Here is a 16,151-nt window from a genome sequence, read left to right on the forward strand (position 1 = left end):
ACCTGCCGGAATCGCGTCATTGTGCCCCCACCCGTCGCCCGCAAGCGGGCTCCTACGGGTTGGATTTTTCGCGGAAATCACCTTAGGCAGTCTCGGACGATGAAAATACCTCCGCCGTCGCCCTCATGTGCCGATCGGCGTTGCATGACGCGTCCTGAATCAAAGGACCTGCGTCGGGTGCAACTCTGGGGCTTGCGACTGACCGGCGACCAGGACGCGCGCCATGCCGGGGCCGAGCCAGAACTCGAAGGGAGCCGGCAGGTCGGCCATCGGCCAGTCCGGGGAGAGGTCGCGCAGCGGCTCCGGGGATTGAATCAGATGATGCAGGTCGTCGACATAGAAGCGCTGGCGGTTCCAGGGGTCTTTGTTGAGAACCAGCAGGGCTTGGTCGGGACCATTGATCGCATGTTTACGCAGGACCAGAATGGCCGGGTCCGGGTAATCCAGTCGGTCGATCCGGCCCTCGCCGGAGAAGGTGGGCGTCTGGTCCTTGATCGCATTGACCTGCGAAATAAAACCGGTGATATCGATATTGGGTTCTTCCCAGTCGTTGGGGACCGTGGTCACCACGTCGAGGCGTTTGCGAAAGCCGAATTCGAATCCCATCGGGATCATGACCCCGCTGGCGAACATGGCGGTGAACAGATAGCGCTGCCGCAGGGCGTCGATGTTGCCCTCGAACTCCTCGAACATGCGGCGGGTGTCGTGGCTCTCGGGGAAGCCAATGGAGGGGGCGATGTTGCGGGTCGACTCATACTGTTCGAGCAGCCAGTTGCCGTGGAAGTCCCACCATTTGGCACTGTTGAAGATGGCGTCGAAGCCGGCCGAGGCGGTGTCGCGGGTCTGTGCCGGGGTGCAGCCCAGGGTCTCCGCGACGAAGACGGTGTCGGGGTGAGTCTTGCGGATACGCTCGATGAGCCGCCGCCAGACCTCGGTCGGAATCTGATAGGCGGCGTCGCAGCGAAATCCGCGAAAGCCCAGCCCGATCAGGTGTTCGACGATCTTCACGCAATACGCGAGTTGTCCATCAGGGGCGTCCGGGTGTTGCAGCGCCTGCTGGTGGTCGAACTGCGCCAGATCGCGCCAGACCACCTTGGTGCCGTTGTCCTCAATGCAGAAGGGGTGGGCGACGCGCCCTTGCTCGTGCTGGAACCAGTCAGGGTGAGCGTTGACCAGCGCGCTGTCCTCGGCGCAGTGATTGATCACTAGGTCGATCATCAGTGATACGCCAAGTTCCCCGGCGGTCGCGGCCATGGCGCGGACCTGATCGTCCGCGCTCCGCGCTGAACCGGGACGCAGCAGGACCGGATTGATAGCGAAATAATCAGCAATCGAATACAGGCTGCCCGAGCGCCCGAGCTTCTGAATGGGGTTGACGAACACCCAGTCGAAGCCCATGGCCGCGGCGCGCGTCAGATGCGGTCCCCAGGTATCGAAAGGCCCGGCGAGCAGGGGGAAAAGATTATAGATTTTCATGCATGTCCTCGTTATTGGTGGTGTTTTTTTCTGTCGTGTCGCGCCGGATGCGTAGTCAGGCCATCCTGGCCTGACACCGTCAGGGCTGGAAGCCCTGACTACGCAAGCCGCTGGCCGGGATTACGATCAAGGCCGCCTGTCGCGTCTCGCTCGTTGTCGTTGTCGTAATCGGATTCCGGATCGATTCAGGACCGCCCGCAAGCCTGCGAAGCGGCTACTCCAGCCGCGCGCGTGCCTCGATTACGACAACGACAACGACTATATTCGTTGGTTAATACTGACCCATTACTCAACGTGCGCGGATAAACTCGTAAATGTTCAGATAATCCTCACCCGGCTGGTTCCACGAATAGTCCGCACGCATACCGTTCATCATCAGCGAGCGGAAATCCTGCGGGTATTCATAATAACAGTCGATAGCGCGCCCCAAGGCCGACTCCAATCCGGGGCCGTCATAGTGGTCGAAACGGTAGCCGTTGCGTTGGTGCAGCGGGCGGTCGGAGTGATCCTTATCGAAGACGGTGTCGGCCAGGCCGCCGACGGTACGCACCACCGGCACCGTGCCGTAGCGCAGCGAGATGAGTTGGGTCAGGCCGCAGGGCTCGAATTGGCTGGGCACCAACATCATATCGGCACCGGCATAGATCAGGTGCGCCAGTCCTTCATCGAAACCGATCTCCAGATGACAGTCCGGGCTGTCGTTGAGCATGCGCTTCAAGCCCCAGAAATCGTCATTGATGGACCGGTCCGGACTGGAGCCCAGCAGCACGAACTGAGCGCCGCGTTCCAGTGCGTAGAAGATGGCGTGCCGGACCAGCCCCAGACCTTTCTGCGGGTCCAGCCGGCCGATGAAGGCGACGATCGGCTTGTCGTTGTCCGCCAGCATCAGTCGGTGACGCAGGGCGCGCTTGTTATCGTACTTGGCATCGAGGTTGTCGACCCCGTAGCGTACCGGGATTTCGTGATCGACCTCCGGATTCCAGACATCGTAATCGATGCCGTTGAGTACGCCGCCGTATTTCATATGATGAACATGCAGGGTCGGTTCCAGACCGAAGCCCTGGCCCTGGTCCTTGGTCTCGAAGGCATAACGCGGCGACACGGTAGTGACGAAATTCGAATAGACGATACCGGCCTTGAGCAGATTGAGCGCGTTCTTATGATTATTGTCGCCCATGCGCAGCCAATCGAGGAAATAGTCCGGGCGATGCAGTCCGGTGGCGCGCAACAGTTCGATCCCGGTGAGTCCCTGGTGCATAAAATTGTGAATGGTCAGGCAGGCCCGCGGATGGGTCATGCCGAGCTGTTGATAGACCTCGTAGAGGAAGACCGGGACCAGCGCGCTTTGCCAGTCGTGGCAGTGAATGATGTCCGGATGCTTGCCGGCCTTCCACAGAAATTCAATCGCCGCGCGGGAGAAGAAGGCGAAACGCAGCACATCGTCCGCGAAGCCGTAGATGGTGCCGCGGTTGTAGAAGTTCTCCTGGGAATGCGGCTCGATGAAGAAACACTTGCGCCCATGCACAAAGCCGAAGAACACGGTGCAATGGATCGCGCCCCCATACCAGGGTACCCACAGGTTCTTGTATACCTCGTGGAGTTCGAAGATCTGGTCGTAGCGCAGGTTGTTGTACTTGGGCAGGATGATCTCGACATGGTTGCCGCGGATCGCGTGCTCCCTGGTAATGCCGAAAACCACGTCCGCCAATCCGCCGACCTTCGCCACCGGGGCCATCTCCGGGGAGATGTGGACGATGAACAGGCTGGGGCGCTGTGCCCGCTGGGCCGGTGGGTGGTCGGGACTCAGGGCCGGTGCAGATTCGACCGCGGGCGCCGCCTCCAAGACCGGATGCTCAGCCTCGCTGGGGGCCGTCGGTGCAGCGATCGGCTCCGGCGGCTCGGTTGGTGATTGGGCGTGCGCTGTTGTCGGCGGCGCCTCGTCCTCGGCGGTTGATGCAGCCGGGGCGGCGTCCGGCAGCGAGGTCGGGGGTGCCGCGGCGGGAACCTCCGGCGTGTACTGGTGCGCGGCCTGGGCCTGGGCGGCCGTTATCGCCGCGGTCGGCGTCCCGGTTTGCTTGGATAGGCCCGCGGCGGCCGTGGCGGGCGGAGCCTCAGCGGCAACGGCCAGCGTTGGCGTGGTGGGCGGAGCCTCAGCGGCGAGGGTCGGTGCCGGCGTGGCGGGCTTGGCGGCCGCCGTCGTTGGCTTTCCTGCCGTTGCCTTGGCGCCCGTGACCGGCGCCTGGAGGGCCGGTGCGGCTTGTGTCAGCGGCTCAGGCGCGACGACCCCCGTGGTCGCGGCCGGAGGCGCCACGGCCGCGTCGGCATCCTGCGCTGGCGTCGTCGCGCCGGTTGGTGGGCTGACCCCGGCCGTGGCCGGGGCGGCAGTCTTCTTGGATGTGGTCTGCTTTTTCGCCATTACTGATCACCTGCAAGGTCCGTGTGTCTCGATTATCCGAGCCGGGCCGCTACGCCGGGTTGCGCACGGTAACGCGCAAGCGGCCCCCGCGTGAAGCCCCGCAGCGCGGTTGTGTGACAAAATTTTGAACGCTATCGCCGGTCCGGGCGATGATCAAGACCGGCCAGTCAGCGCCGCATCGCCTCGAGACCCAGAATCCAACTGACGAGATCTTTGATCTGTTCGTCGCTGAGCTTGGGATGGGGCGGCATCCGTGCCGCGCCCCAGGTCCCGGACCCGCCGGTCTTCACCTTGGCTACCAACCGCTCCAGCGCGGAGTTGTCGCCCTGATACTTCCTGGCCACGTCTTTGTAAGCCGGCCCCACGATCTTGATGTCGACATTGTGACATCCAGTGCAACCGCGTTGTGTTGCCAGTTTCAGGTCCCCGCGGGCGGGCTGGGCCGCCAGTATCGCCGCCAGGGCCGCACCAATGAGGGTGATCGTCTGTGTCTTGTACATCGTGTTGCTCCCACGGGAAGCCGGTCGCTTGTCATTGCCGGGCAGTGGGTTCGACAGCGTTTCGGTCGGGTCGTGCCGGGCGCGCCTCCAGTGTCGCACGGCTGCGTCCGGCGGGTTCACGGAACCGCTTTGTCCTCCGACTGGGCCAGACGCTCGATCATGGTTCGCAACTGCTCGATCGCCGTCTCCCGATAGGTGTTGGGGTTCCAGTCGTGGTGCATCCAGGGCTCCAGCTCGCGCAGGGCCACGCCCAGCCGATCCGGCACCAGCAGGTCGTAGATGCCGCGCCAGTCACCCTCCATCCGCAAGGCCAGCCGGGGGTTGATCAGGTATTGACCGTGTTGCAGTCGCGTGAACAGCTTGCGGTTGTAGGGGCCCTCCCGGCTCGCCTCGTTCTTGGACAGGATGGAAGACACATAAGGCCGCTTCTTGCGTCGTGCCGGGACGACGGATTCCGGGAAGTGGTCAAGGACCTCGGCGAAGTCGACCGCGGTGAGGAGTTTACGCCGCGCCACCCAGTTCTCACCGAGCCGCTGATAAAACAGGACCAGGGCGATGCTGAGCATCAGATATTCCATCAGCCGGCGGTCAAGCTTCACCAACCGGCCGTCCACCTGGATATCGATGCTGGCCGGGGCCAGCCGCTCGAACACCGCCGGCAGGCGGGTGCGGGCGAAGCGCTCGTCGGCGCAGGCGCGGTCCAGGGCGATCTGGAAGGCGTTGAGCCCGTTGCCGTCGGTGAGGCTCAGGTCGGCATCACGCGCCAGCAGTTGCTCGATCAGATCCGCGTTGCCGGTGCGGCTGGCGATCATCAGCGGGGTCTGACCGAAACAGTTGCGGAAATCGACCCCGTACTTATCCGCCTCGCGCAGGACACCGCCGGGGTTCTTCAGGCCATAGAGCAGGTAGTACTTTTTCTCCAGGGTTGGCCACGCCTTGTCCGGATGACGGGCAGCCTGAAGCCCGGCCTGGTTCAGCGTGTTGAGCAGCCGTTGATCGCGGTAGACCAGGGCATATTCCATGAGGGCGATGCGCGCCTTTTTGTCGCCCTTCACCAGCGCCTGTTCGCGCAGTGTGCTGAGCGCCTCGCCGCGCAGGACGGTCCAGGGCACCTGCTGCTGCTTGAGGATCTGGTTGCGGATCTCAGCCGCCTGCTCGTCCTTGCCCTGGAGTTCCAGCCGATGCGCCTCGCGCCGCCATTCCTCCAGGCTCGAGCGCTGCTCCTCGACATCGTCGACTTTCTGGTGTATCTCCGTGAGGCCGAGCAGGGTGAGCAGGGGCTGGTTGGGGCGCGCTTCGATCAGGTAGAGATTGCGCACCGCCCGCGTGACGGCCACGTACAGCGCATTGATGTAGAACTTGTAGATCTCCAGCGATTTGTCGCCCTTGTCGCGGCCGCGGGCGTAGCGCAGTTCGCCTTGCAGATCGGCCGCGGTCAGGTCGGCGGCGATGTCGCGAAAGCGCTTTTCCTCCCCGCTGACAAACCCGTAGAGCAGGACGTTCTCATACTCCAGCCCCTTGGCCTCGTGGATGGAAAAGACCAGGGGGGTGCGGAAGAAGCGGCGGACCTCGGCTTTCTGGTCATCGTGCAACACCAGGATGGCAAAGCGGGCCGACGCCGCGGTGCGCCGATCCAGATCGCGTTTGACCGCGTCGGTGTCCGCCAGCAACCCGACCCGGCCCTGGCGCGGCCCGCGGCTGACCACCAGGTAGTTGCTCTCCCGATCCACCGAGCCGAAGCGGGCGTGTTTGACGTGCAGCAGGCGGTTGGCGACGTCCGTGACCTGGGGTGAGTTACGGAAGTTGGTATTGAGGATGCGGATCAGCTCCGCCGGGGCAGCGTCCCCCTGCTGGTTCCAGAACAGCGTTTTGACCTTGGACCAGGAGAAAAAATTGGGGTGGACGATCTGGTTGGAGTCGCCGCACAGCAGGAATCCCCGCGGGTCGCGCAGCGCCTTGAGGATCAGCAGCAGTTGGACATTGGTCAGATCCTGCACCTCGTCCACCACCACGAAGTCATAGCGCGGCTCGACTTTCGCCAGCCAGGCATAGCTCAGGATATTGGTGTCGAACCAGCCGTCCTCGTCGAGAAAGTGCAGATAGCGCTCGAACAGGTCATAGACCGCCTCCCGGACTTCCGGCGGATAGATCGACTGGCGAACACCCAGGGCCAGATAGTCGGCGCGGTCGAGGTAGGGTCGGTCCTCGGTGGTGCCGGTAATGGCACCCTGGATTTCTTCAAAGAGCCGATGGCTGTCGGCAACCTCCTTGGGCAACCGCTGACGCTGCGCCCAGCCGGCGAAGACTCGCGGAGTCATTTCCCGGCCCGGCGGGACCTGGATGCTCTCCAGGTACTCGCGGAAGGACAGGAAGGACACTTCCTGGTCGTCGTTTGCGTAACCGTTGGCGTAATAGAGGTCGCGGGCGTTCTGGGCGAGGAAGGGCGAGCGGGTCACATAGAGGATATCGCCGCGCGCATCCTTCATTTTCTCCAGGGTCAGGGCCGTCTTGCCGCTGCCGGCCGAGCCGATGATGATCAGCGGCGGGGCCAGGCGGTAGATCGCCTCCTGGTCGTCGTCGAACGACAGGATCTTGTCGAGCAGGTGAAAGCGCGGCACCACGTGGTCGGAGCGGGGGTTGAGGTACGGCAGTTCCGGCGCCGTCTCGGCCTCCGCGGGCTCGGCCGCCGGGATTCGCTCCTCATCAATCACGACGCCGCGGGCGAGGAAGCGCGACTGCTCATAGGCGTGCTGGTGGATGTACTCCAGGATCAGGACGCAACGCTCCTCGCCGTGCCGGTAAAGCGCGAAGAGCAGCCGGTTGCTGCGGTCAAGGCGGGCGCGGTAGAGGTTGTCGCCGACTTTCTTGACCTCAGCGGAGCGGAAATCCCCAGCCTGCAAATAGCCGGCGAGTTTTCCGAAGCCGGGGATGGCGGCTGTATCCAGGCCGCGGTAGACGAGGATCTTCATCTGTTCCTAAATCCTGACAATGGCTGTGTCGCGCTCCCGCTGTTGGAGTCACGGCTGGAGGCGCGCCGGTCCGGCAAGCGCCTGATGCCGCTATTCTAGCGCTAACGCGACCAGCCAGGGCAGCGGCCGGTGCCGCGTCAGTCAGGATGTCAGGCAGCGCGTCGGGTACGCCGGATGGGGCGGGTCGCCGCGGCACCGAGCAGGCCGCTGATCAGGAGAGCGGCAACGGGCGGCTCGGGGGCCTCGGCAAAACCGTTGGTATCCACCTGGCTCAACAGGGTGTCTGACTCTCCGCTGTTCAACTCCAACTCCAGTGTCCCGCTCAGGCTCAGGAAGTTCGTGGTCGGGCCCAACAGCGCATCGGCGAAGATGGCGTCGCCGAGATTGACCAGGCCCAGATCGTCGGTGAGGAACCAGCCAGCACCCGCTGTTGCGTCGAACCCGGTGAGTGCGATGAGCGCCTCGACACTGGCGGTGAAGCTGTAGACGAAACTCAGGGTAATGGCATCATTACTCAGGTTCTCGATGAGAATGAGCCCGGTAGTCTGCACGAGGGACGTGCTGTAGCCAGCGCCTTCGCCCGCCTGCCCGGAGACCCGGACGCTCTGTTGCAGGGTACCCCCAATGGCCATAGGCACCAGCACAGCCCCGGGGGCCAGGGTCTCGGTCGCCGTGGCTGACGCGGCACCATAGGTGTCAGTGTATTTGTCGAAGATCCCGGCCGAGTAGTCGATGCTGACCCCCGTCGGGATCGTCGGGCCGCCGTTAATGGATTGCAGGGTCAGGCTCAGGTTGGCCAGACCTTCGAAGAGCGCCACGGCGCGTGCCGCGCCGGAGCAGCCGAGTACGGCAAGCAACAGGACGATCAGGGTGGTAAGACGGGCTTTGGACATGGGCTGGGAGTCTCCGCTGTTAAGGTCGATACCACGCTTGGCCGCGCGCCAGCCGCATCCGCCGACTGGGCGCGGTGCGCCGCTTCAGGGGTAGGTGCCGGCCATCCAGGCCGCGACGTCCCCCACCAGCTTCGCGGGCATCCCGGCCGCCACCGAGTGCCCCGCCTCCGCGTAGTGCGGGAACCAGATCCGTTGCACTCGCGGGAACGCCATGCGCAGTTTCGCGGCGGCGGTCGGCTGGTACTCAACCTCAATCACCCTGTCACAGCCCGCGCAGGTGGGCGTGACCGCGGCGCGCTTGACCAGGTCAGGATACAGCTCCAGGGACGGTGCCAAGGAAGCAGGATACACGATCAAGTCATGGGCCGCATCGGTGATCAGGGTCTTGACCAGCGGTAGATTTTCAAGAAAGAGTCGGCCATAGCGGGCGGACTCCGGATCGATGTCATAGCCCTTGGCGATCACCGAGTTCCAGTAGAAGGCGTTATAGGTGTCCATGGGCGGGCAGGGCACGAAGAACGCGTCGGCGCTGCGCAATTCGCCGAACACGTCCTTGAAAGGACGCAGCGGGTCGGTCGACACGCCCTTGTCCGCGAGATCGCTCTGCGCCTCGGTCAAGACCTGGGGCAGTGCACTAAACCAGGCCCGTTGCGCCGCCGGGATCAGTTCCAGTGCCTGCGTCTCGACCAGCAGATCCGCGGGCACTTTCAGGTGATAGGCGCGGGTCCGCTGCGACGCGTAGAAGCCCGGTATCCGGGTGATGTCGTATCCGGTCAGCAGCGTGCTGCTATCGATGTCGCCGAGCGCCGTGGCGAGCAGGAACATGACGACGATCTCACGGGACGCGTCCTGGCGCGTGTCATAGGGGCTGAGCCCGATCTGACTCGTGACGAAACTGATCGCGTTGGCCGACGGCTCGCAACCCGGCTCAGCGCAGGGGATGAAGGTCTTGGAGTGCGCATTGGCGAGTTGATAGATCACCGAGCCCGGTTTTTCGAACAGTTCGCCCGCGACCGCCGATTGAAGATGCCCCGTGAGTTGGGGGTCGATCAGGATCTGGCGGCCAAACTGGCGGGCGATGGCAGCCGGTGCATGGATGCGCCCCGGCGGGACCGCGAAATACCGGTCCAGGTGGACCTGGACCTCGCGCACCAGCCCGGCGTCGCGGTAAACGTCTGTCCCGGCCGCGTAACGCCGGTAATTCAGGAGCATACTCAGCATCGTCGAGACGCGAGTCCCGCCGTAGCTCTCGCCGACGAGGACCACCGGCTGGTTGCTGAGCTGCGGATGAGCTTGCAGGAAGCGCAGCAGCACCCGCACCATCTGCGCGGCGTCGATGTACGGGTTGAAGTTCTGGGCATCGAACTCGGCCGCGGTCTGCGTGGCGCCGTCCGGCCGTGTTGCCAGGTTGTAGGAGTACCCGGTGTTGGGGGCATCGATGTAAAGCAAGTGACCGATCCGTGACCATGAGTCGGGGTTTTGGACCGGGGTGATGCGATAGTTGATCGCCGCGGGGTAGAGGGTGTACGGAGCCGTGTTGATGCTCAGCAGCCCGTCGCAGGTCGCGCAGCCGGGTCCGCCGTTGAAGAACACGAACAGCGGTGCGGTCGTCGGGTCGCCCCCGTTCAGATCGAACGGATGGAAGTTGTAGAAGATCCGTGCCCGCGAGGATTGATAGCCAAGGAGCGGGCCTTCACGCTGGAAACTGAAGCTGATGGGTTCGAGTTCGACGAAGCCCGCCTCGGCTGTCGTGGTCGCGGCGCCCGCGGTGACCGCGTTGGCGAGCAGGGCGAGGCCGAGCGCGACAATGAGTCCGATCGGGAGCCCAAACGGCGGTGTCCGGTGCGTGTGTTGGTACTGCATCCTGAGATATCTCCTGAGTGTTGGTATATCGGGGGCCGGCGGCAACCCCGTGTGAGTCGACCGCGGTTTGTCGGCTGATCCGGGTTGATCGGTTCCCCGTGTTAGTGTAGTCGGGTGCCGTCCCGGCCGATGGGGCATCGGTCGCAAGCCACGAGCGCTCAACCGCGATTTATTTATCGGTCGCTCGGGCCTGCTGGCCTGATCCAACGGTTGAAACCCGGCGGGATGGCCGGTAGTTTATGAATCCCGTCAATGACCGCTCCGATACCCACCACAATGCCCCCAGCTCTCGCCGTCGCCGCGCTTGTCAAGACTTACCGCGGCGGACTCCAGGCCCTCAAGGGGGTGGACCTGCGGGTGGATGCGGGCGATTTCTTCGCGCTCTTGGGCCCGAACGGTGCGGGTAAATCGACCCTGATCGGCATCATCGCTTCCCTGGTGACCAAGACCTCCGGGCAGGTGCGGGTCTTCGGACACGACCTGGACCAGGATCCGGAGGCGGTGAAATCCTGCATCGGCCTGGTCCCCCAGGAGTTCAACTTCAATCTGTTTCTGCCGGCGGGTGAGGTGGTCGTCAACCAGGCGGGCTACTACGGTATCCCGCGCCGGGAGGCGCGGGTGCGTGCGCAGCGCTACTTGCGGCAACTGGATCTCTGGGAACGGCGCGACACCGAGATGCGTCGACTCTCGGGGGGCATGAAGCGTCGGCTCATGATCGCCCGCGCCCTGGTGCATGAGCCGCGCCTGCTGATTCTGGACGAGCCGACCGCCGGGGTCGATATCGAGATCCGCCGTTCCATGTGGGCCTTCCTGAAAGACCTGAATGCCCAGGGCACCACCATCATCCTGACCACCCACTATCTGGAAGAAGCCGAGAGCTTGTGCCGCAACATCGCCATCATCAACGACGGTGAGATCGCCGAGCGCACCAGCATCGCGGCCCTGCTGGGGCGCCTGCACACCGAAACCTTCGTGCTCAATCTCAAGGGACGGGTGACTGAACTGCCGGAACTGGGCGGGTTCGTGCTCAATCATGTGGATGACTGCACCCTGGAGGTGGAGATGAACCGCGAGCACACGATCAACGGGCTGTTCGATGCCTTGTCGCGCAACGGGATCGAGGTGCTCAGCCTGCGCAACAAGCAGAACCGCCTGGAGCGTATGTTTCTGGACATGGTGGACCAGAATCATGCCGATGCCGGGGGTGCGCCTTGACCCGCGGCGCCGGCACCTGGCGGCGCTACCGGGTCACCTTCGCGACCATTTTCGGCAAGGAGTTTCGGCGCTTCACCCGGATCTGGGTGCAGACCGTACTGCCCTCGGTGATCACCACCACCCTGTATTTCCTGATCTTCGGCGAACTGATCGGGGGCCGCATCGGCCCCATGGACGGGCTGCCCTACCTGGATTTCATCGTGCCTGGGCTGGTGCTCATGGCCGTGATCACCAACGCCTACTCCAATGTCGTCTCGTCGTTTTACAGCAGCAAGTTCTCGCGCTATGTCGAGGAACTGCTGGTCTCGCCGGCCCCGAACTGGGTCATTCTGGCCGGGTACGTGGCCGGCGGAGTCGCGCGCGGGCTGACCGTGGGGGCGACGGTGATGCTGGTCGCCATGCTGTTCACGCGCATCGAGATTCACAGCCCCGCCGTCACGCTGCTGGTGCTCTGCATGACCGCGGTGCTGTTTTCCCTGGGCGGTTTCATCAACGCGATCTACGCCAACAGTTTTGATGATATCTCCATCGTCCCCACATTCGTGCTGACGCCGCTGACCTATCTGGGCGGTGTCTTCTACTCCATCGACCTGCTGCCGGGCTTCTGGCAGGCCGTCTCACTGGCCAATCCGGTCCTCTACATGGTCAATGGTTTTCGCTACGGGCTGCACGGCGTCACCGATATCCCGCTGGGCTGGGCCTTCGCCATCATCCTGGCGTTCATCGTCGGGTTGACCTGGTTCAGCCTGTCGTTGCTGCGGCGCGGGGTCGGCATCAAGTCCTGACCGATCCGCCCTTTGGTACACCCCTGAAAGTGACCGTCCGTCCTGTCGCGGTTGTATCCAACTTCTGCACATGGGACTATAAGCACATGAAACTCTCAGAAAATGAACTTTTGTCCACCCGCTGTACAACGAACCCTTGCGGGCTGCGCCCGTCCGGCCGGGGGGGCTGAACTGACTCGTGGCCATGAATCAAGCAACCGCTCACGCTCGTTATCGTCGTCAGCCTTCGCCCCGGCCGCGCCGCCGCATCGGCGGTTTTCTCCTGCGCTGGCTGTTGGTGATCCTGGTCGGTGTCGGTCTGGCCGGCGTACTCTATGGCATCCACCTGGATCGGGTGGTGCGCGGCAAGTTCGAGGGCAAACGCTGGGCCTTGCCGGCCCGTGTCTACGCCCGTCCGCTGGAGCTTTACGCCAGCCGCCCGCTCACGTCCGAACAACTGCAAGCCGAATTGGTGCGGCTGAACTATCGTCCGGCGACCGACACCGCGGCCGAGGTTGAGGGCACCTACACCCGCACCGCCGATCGTTTCCTGGTCCACACCCGGGCATTCCGTTTTTGGGACGGCGAGGAGCCGAGCCGTTTGCTGCAAGTAGACCTCACGGACGGCAAGGTGTCCGCCTTGGGTGACGGCGGCGGCGGGCCGGCTCCGGATCTGGCCCGGCTGGATGCCGTGCTGATCGCCAGTATTTATCCGACCCACAATGAGGATCGGGTGCTGGTGCGCCGCAAGGACCTGCCGGACCTGCTGGTGCAGGCCCTGGTGGCGGTAGAGGATCGCAGCTTCTTCAGCCATCTGGGCGTCGACCCCAAGGGCATCATCCGCGCCGGTTACCGCAACATGCGCGCCGGCGGCGTGGTCGAGGGCGCCAGCACCCTGACCCAACAGTTGGTCAAGAACTTCTATCTCTCGGCCGACCGCACCCTGGTGCGCAAGCTCAATGAAGCCTACATGGCGCTGCTGTTGGAGAACCGCTACACCAAGGACGACATCCTGGAAGCCTATGCCAACGAAATCTATCTTGGGCAGGACGGCAGCCGCGGGGTCCATGGGTTCGGTTTGGCGAGCAGCTTTTTTTTCAACCGTAACCTCGATGAACTGGGTATCCCCGAGATCGCCCTGTTGGTGGGCCTGGTGCAGGCGCCCTCCAGTCTCGACCCGCGGCGTTTTCCCGCGGCCGCGCTCAAACGGCGCAACCTGGTCATCGATATCATGGTGCGCGATCGGGTCATCACCGTCACCGAGGGCGAGCAGGCCAAGGCGCTGCCGATTGAACTGCGCGAGGGCGGGGGCCGGCCGGTCGGGGAGTACCCGGATTTCATCCAGCTCGTGCGGCGTCAGCTCCAGCGCGACTATCGGGACGAGGATTTGCGCTCAGAGGGTCTGCGCATCTTCACGACGCTTGACCCGCTGGTCCAGACGACGGTCGAGGCCGCTATTCCCAAGCGGTTGCGGGATCTCGAAAAATCCCGCGGCATGAAGACCGGCACCCTGGAGACGGCCGCCGTCGTGACCTCGGTTGCCCAGGGGGAGGTGCTGGCGCTGGCGGGTGGACGCGAGGCCGGCTATGCCGGATTTAACCGCGGTCTCGACGCCGTCCGCGCCATCGGTTCTTTGGTCAAGCCGGCGGTCTATCTGGCGGCGCTGTCGCACCCGAAACGCTACACCCTGACCACCAGTATCCCCGACACGCCCTACAGTCTGCGGACGGGCAATGGCCAGATCTGGTCGCCGAAGAATTACGATCACTCGGTCCATGGCCCCGTGCCCCTGTATCAAGCGCTGGCCAGCTCCCTGAATCTGGCGACCGTCAATCTGGGGATGAGTCTCGGTGTCAAGGAGGTCGCCGAGACGCTCTATCGGCTGGGTGCCCAGCGTCGCATCACCGCGGTGCCGGCCATCATGCTGGGGGCAGTCGACCTGTCGCCGCTGGAAGTCGCGCAGATCTACCAGACGATCGGCGCGGGCGGCTATCGCGCCCCCTTGCGGGCCATCCGCGAGGTAATGGACGTCAACGGGCGCCCCCTCAACCGCTATCCGCTGGCGATCGAAGCCGTCGTCGATCCGCGTGCGGCCTACCTGACCGGGTGGGCCATGCAGCAGGTCGTCCGCCAAGGCACCGCCAAGTGGTTGGGTGAACGTCTGCCCAAGGGCTTGACCATGGCGGGCAAGACCGGCACCACCGACGATATGTGCGATAGTTGGTTCGCCGGTTTCAGCGGCGACAAGGTGGCCGTGGTCTGGGTCGGGCGTGATGACCACAAGCCGATGGGGTTGGCCGGCGGGACCGGTGCCTTGCGCGTGTGGTCGGACTTCATGCTGGCCATCCCGAACGAGCCATTGCAGGACGCGCCTCCGGAAGGGGTCGTGTTGTCCGGTGCCTGTGGCCGATCCGGCGTGCCCTATATCGCGGGCAGCGGGCCGGCAGCCGGCAGTTGCGGCGATGCCGATGAATCCAGGTCGGTGGCCAAGCGGGCGGACGGGTCCAAACGGGCTGCCGGGGCAACGGCGGATGGGTCGGCGTCGGATAAATCGGCTCCGACTCCGGCCGAGAAGCCGAAGCCGACTCCGGTCGCCAAGCCCAAGCCGCCAAGTGAAAACCTCTTCATGAGCGATTTGTAGTCGATGTTCAGCGCATTACGGACCCTCTGCTGCCTTTGCCTGCCGGCCTTGTGGCTGGCTGCCTGCGCTACGCCTCCGCGTGAGGGACCACCGGCGCCGGTGGTCTCGGTCGGGTCAGCCCCGACTCTGCCCGAGGCCGTGGCGGACACCGCCGCTGCGCCGCCGGTCGCCGCCGAGCCCAAGCCGCGGCCGAAACCGAAGCCCGTGGCACCCAAGCCGAAAGAGACCAAGGTCTACGCCTACCGTGAGCCGGGAAGCGAGTCGGAGCCTGAACTGGAGCCTGAGTCCGACGACCCGGTTGAATCCGCCGCCGTGTCCGGCAAGGAGACCGCGCCTCCGGCGCCAAAGGCGGCGGTTGCGGCCAAGCCGAAAGCCGTGGCTGCCGCTCAGCCTGCCCCGACCAGCCCCAAAGCCGCGGCAGTCCAGCCATCGGCGAAGTCGGCGGTCAATCCACCGGCGCCCGCCAAGAACGCGACGGTACCGGCCAAGGTCATGACGACGACCGCGGTCAAGCCGACCACCAGCACCGTGGCAAAGCCAGCCACGACCGCCGCGACCAAGCCGGCAACGACCGCGGCAGCCAAGCCGGCCACGACCGCCGCGGTCAAGCCGACCACCAGCACAGTGGCCAAGCCAGCCACGACCGCCGCGGTCATGCCGGCAACGACCGCGGCAGCCAAGCCGGCCACGACCGCCGCGGTCAAGCCGACAACCACCGCGGCAGCCAAGCCGGCCACGACCGCCACGGCCAAGCCGCCACCGGTCACCGCGGCGCCCAAACCGAAGGTTGCCGCGACCCCGGCTCCGGCACCCAAGGCAGCCGCTGCACCCGCCCCGACGCCGCCCAAGCCGACGGCCCCGCCGCCGGTCGCTGCGGCGGCGCCCGCGCCCAAGCCGGCCCCGGCGAGTCCCGCGCCGACATCGGGCATGGCGCCCGCGGCGGATTCGTTGGCGCGCCAGGCCGAACAGCAGCGTCAGACCGGCGACTACGCGGGTGCCGCCGCGACCCTGGAGCGTTCGCTGCGAATCGCTCCGCGGGAACCCTATCTGTGGAATCGTCTGGCGCGGGTGCGCATGGAGCAGGGGCAGGTGTCCCAGGCCGGCCAGCTCGCGACCCGTTCCAATGACTTTGCCGGCAAGCAGCCGAACGTCAAACAAGACAACTGGAGGATCATCGCCGAGTCCAAGCGCCGCGCCGGCGATACGGCCGGTGCCACCGAGGCCGAGCGCAAGGCCGGCGGCAATTGATGAATCCCGCATCGACCTTGAGCGTCGTTCCGGCCGCAAGAAAACCGCAGGCCGAGGCGTTACCGTGAAAGTCGCGCAGCGACCCCGTGGGAGCGGCGTCCCGCCGCGATGGATGCCGCGGTCACCCCGAACGGTGGGGTTACGCGCCCGGCCCCATCGCGGCGGG

Annotated in this window: 11 protein-coding genes; 4 read left to right on the forward strand and 7 right to left on the reverse strand. The window is 64.7% G+C overall.

The features are described from left to right. Positions 1-159: 159 nt before the first annotated feature. From QZY03_RS24325 to QZY03_RS24350, 6 genes are all read right to left on the reverse strand, one after another. Positions 160-1,476 (reverse strand): alpha-amylase family glycosyl hydrolase, encoded by a 1,317-nt coding sequence (locus QZY03_RS24325; RefSeq protein WP_295585434.1) that lies wholly within the window; start codon positions 1,474-1,476, stop codon positions 160-162. Between the two features lie 289 nt (positions 1,477-1,765). Beyond that, positions 1,766-3,892 carry a glycogen synthase gene (glgA, locus tag QZY03_RS24330; protein ID WP_295585436.1) on the reverse strand — a complete coding sequence of 709 codons (2,127 nt, stop codon included), beginning with the start codon at positions 3,890-3,892 and terminating at the stop codon, positions 1,766-1,768. A 167-nt stretch (positions 3,893-4,059) separates the two neighbouring features. After that, positions 4,060-4,392 (reverse strand): c-type cytochrome, encoded by a 333-nt coding sequence (locus QZY03_RS24335; protein WP_295585437.1) that lies wholly within the window; start codon positions 4,390-4,392, stop codon positions 4,060-4,062. 116 nt (positions 4,393-4,508) lie between these two features. Further along, the gene (locus QZY03_RS24340) at positions 4,509-7,361 is read right to left on the reverse strand and encodes an ankyrin repeat domain-containing protein (protein WP_295585439.1); all 2,853 of its coding nucleotides are present in this window, start codon (positions 7,359-7,361) and stop codon (positions 4,509-4,511) included. A 149-nt stretch (positions 7,362-7,510) separates the two neighbouring features. Beyond that, complete coding sequence (locus QZY03_RS24345) at positions 7,511-8,254, reverse strand: hypothetical protein (protein WP_295585442.1); 744 nt, start codon at positions 8,252-8,254, stop codon at positions 7,511-7,513. A gap of 84 nt (positions 8,255-8,338) precedes the next feature. After that, positions 8,339-10,117, reverse strand: a complete 1,779-nt coding sequence (locus tag QZY03_RS24350; RefSeq protein ID WP_295585444.1) for a hypothetical protein — start codon at positions 10,115-10,117, stop codon at positions 8,339-8,341. A gap of 276 nt (positions 10,118-10,393) precedes the next feature. Here QZY03_RS24350 and QZY03_RS24355 point away from each other — a divergent pair, with 276 nt between their 5' ends. The 3 genes from QZY03_RS24355 to mrcB all read left to right on the forward strand — a co-directional run bounded on the left by QZY03_RS24355 (position 10,394) and on the right by mrcB (position 14,737). Continuing rightward, positions 10,394-11,332: an ABC transporter ATP-binding protein gene (locus tag QZY03_RS24355; RefSeq protein ID WP_295585446.1), complete on the forward strand. Its 939-nt coding sequence runs from the start codon at positions 10,394-10,396 to the stop codon at positions 11,330-11,332. Beyond that, positions 11,329-12,117, forward strand: a complete 789-nt coding sequence (locus QZY03_RS24360; RefSeq protein ID WP_295585448.1) for an ABC transporter permease — start codon at positions 11,329-11,331, stop codon at positions 12,115-12,117. Before QZY03_RS24355 ends, QZY03_RS24360 begins: the two co-directional genes overlap by 4 nt. Positions 12,118-12,301: 184 nt before the next feature. Continuing rightward, a complete protein-coding gene (gene mrcB / locus QZY03_RS24365; RefSeq protein ID WP_295585450.1) occupies positions 12,302-14,737 on the forward strand; it encodes a penicillin-binding protein 1B in 2,436 nt (811 codons plus the stop codon). 386 nt (positions 14,738-15,123) lie between these two features. On the opposite strand, the gene QZY03_RS24370 is transcribed toward mrcB, so the two are convergent. After that, positions 15,124-15,666: a hypothetical protein gene (locus tag QZY03_RS24370; RefSeq protein ID WP_295585452.1), complete on the reverse strand. Its 543-nt coding sequence runs from the start codon at positions 15,664-15,666 to the stop codon at positions 15,124-15,126. Between QZY03_RS24370 and QZY03_RS24375 the strand changes: the two genes are divergently transcribed. Beyond that, positions 15,665-15,985 (forward strand): tetratricopeptide repeat protein, encoded by a 321-nt coding sequence (locus tag QZY03_RS24375; RefSeq protein WP_295585454.1) that lies wholly within the window; start codon positions 15,665-15,667, stop codon positions 15,983-15,985. The two genes, QZY03_RS24370 and QZY03_RS24375, sit on opposite strands and share 2 nt — an antisense overlap. Positions 15,986-16,151 lie beyond the last annotated feature (166 nt).

It is taken from the genome of uncultured Lamprocystis sp. (genome assembly GCF_903933125.1).
Classification (GTDB): domain Bacteria; phylum Pseudomonadota; class Gammaproteobacteria; order Chromatiales; family Chromatiaceae; genus Thiodictyon.